Source organism: Actinomadura scrupuli, from assembly GCF_050971785.1.
Classification (GTDB): Bacteria; Actinomycetota; Actinomycetes; order Streptosporangiales; family Streptosporangiaceae; genus Actinomadura_E; species Actinomadura_E scrupuli.
In genome coordinates, this window is the sequence record NZ_JBPCCU010000027.1 from 1 (window position 1) to 1,122 (window position 1,122).

At 67.4% G+C, this 1,122-nt stretch carries 1 protein-coding gene; it reads right to left on the reverse strand.

The window, feature by feature from the left end:
• Positions 1–994: IS481 family transposase (locus tag ACRYCC_RS43975; RefSeq protein WP_433820232.1), on the reverse strand; the 994-nt coding region annotated here is incomplete at its 3' end.
• Positions 995–1,122: the final 128 nt, after the last annotated feature.

The window sequence follows — 1,122 nt, forward strand, 5'->3', positions numbered from 1 at the left end:
TGTACTGCCCAGGGACGTTGGTCAATCTGGTGATGGGTGGTTTGCCGCCGGTGGCGGTGTGGGGTCGGTGGTGGTTGTAGTGGTGGAGCCAGGCGGGCAGGGCTTTGCGGCGGGCTTGTTCGCTGCTGTAGAAGCGGCTCAGTGCCCAGCCGTCGGTCAGGGTGCGGTGGAAGCGTTCGATCTTGCCGTTGGTTTGAGGGCGGTAGGGGCGGGTCTTCTTCGGGCGGATGCCCAGTTCGGCGCATGCCTCATGCCAGGCATGGGATTTGTAGGCCGGGCCGTTGTCGCTGAGCACGCGTTGGATGCTCACGTCGCGGGCGGCGAACCAGGCAACGGCGTTGCGTAGCACCGTGATGGCGGTGGGGGCCTTCTCGTCGTCGTGGATTTCGGCGTAGGCGATGCGTGTGTGGTCGTCGATGACGGTGTGCACGTAGGCGGTGCCGACGCGGGGGGCGTGGCGGGTGGTGCGGGCGCCGGTGCGGCGGGCGGTGGCCTGGCGGTTGAGTTCGCCTTGTGCCCTGCCGACATGCCGCCAGCCGCCGCCGTCGGGGATGTTGCCGAGCTTTTTGACATCGACGTGGAGCATCGCGCCGGGCTGGTCGTGTTCGTAGCGTCTGATCGGTTCACCGGTGGCGCGGTCGATGTGGGAGAGCCGGTTGAGCCTGCATCTGGTCAGCACGGCGTGCACGGTCGAGGCCGGCATACCCAGCCGCCCGGCGATCTGCACCGGCCCCAGCCGCTGTTTCCAGCGCAGGTGCACGATCTTGCGCACCACCGGCTGCGGGGTCTTGGCCGGGCTGTGGTGCGGCCGTGATGAGCGGTCGGCCATCCCTGCCGCCCCGTGCTGGAGGTAACGCTGCGCCCACCGTTTGGCGGTCGGCCAGGACACCTGATAGCGCTCGGCCGCCCGGGCGATGGGCCAGCCTTCCTCGACGATCAGACGCGCCAGCCGAAGACGCGCACGAGGAGTCAGAGCAGCATTAGCGTGGGACACGAAGGCCTCCTGTTGGCGGAGCGGTTCCTAGACAGCTCCACTCCACAACCGGAGGCCTTCGTCATCACGCAGATTCACACCGTGTCGTCACACAAACTCAACCAACCTGCCTGGGCAGTACAGCTAGC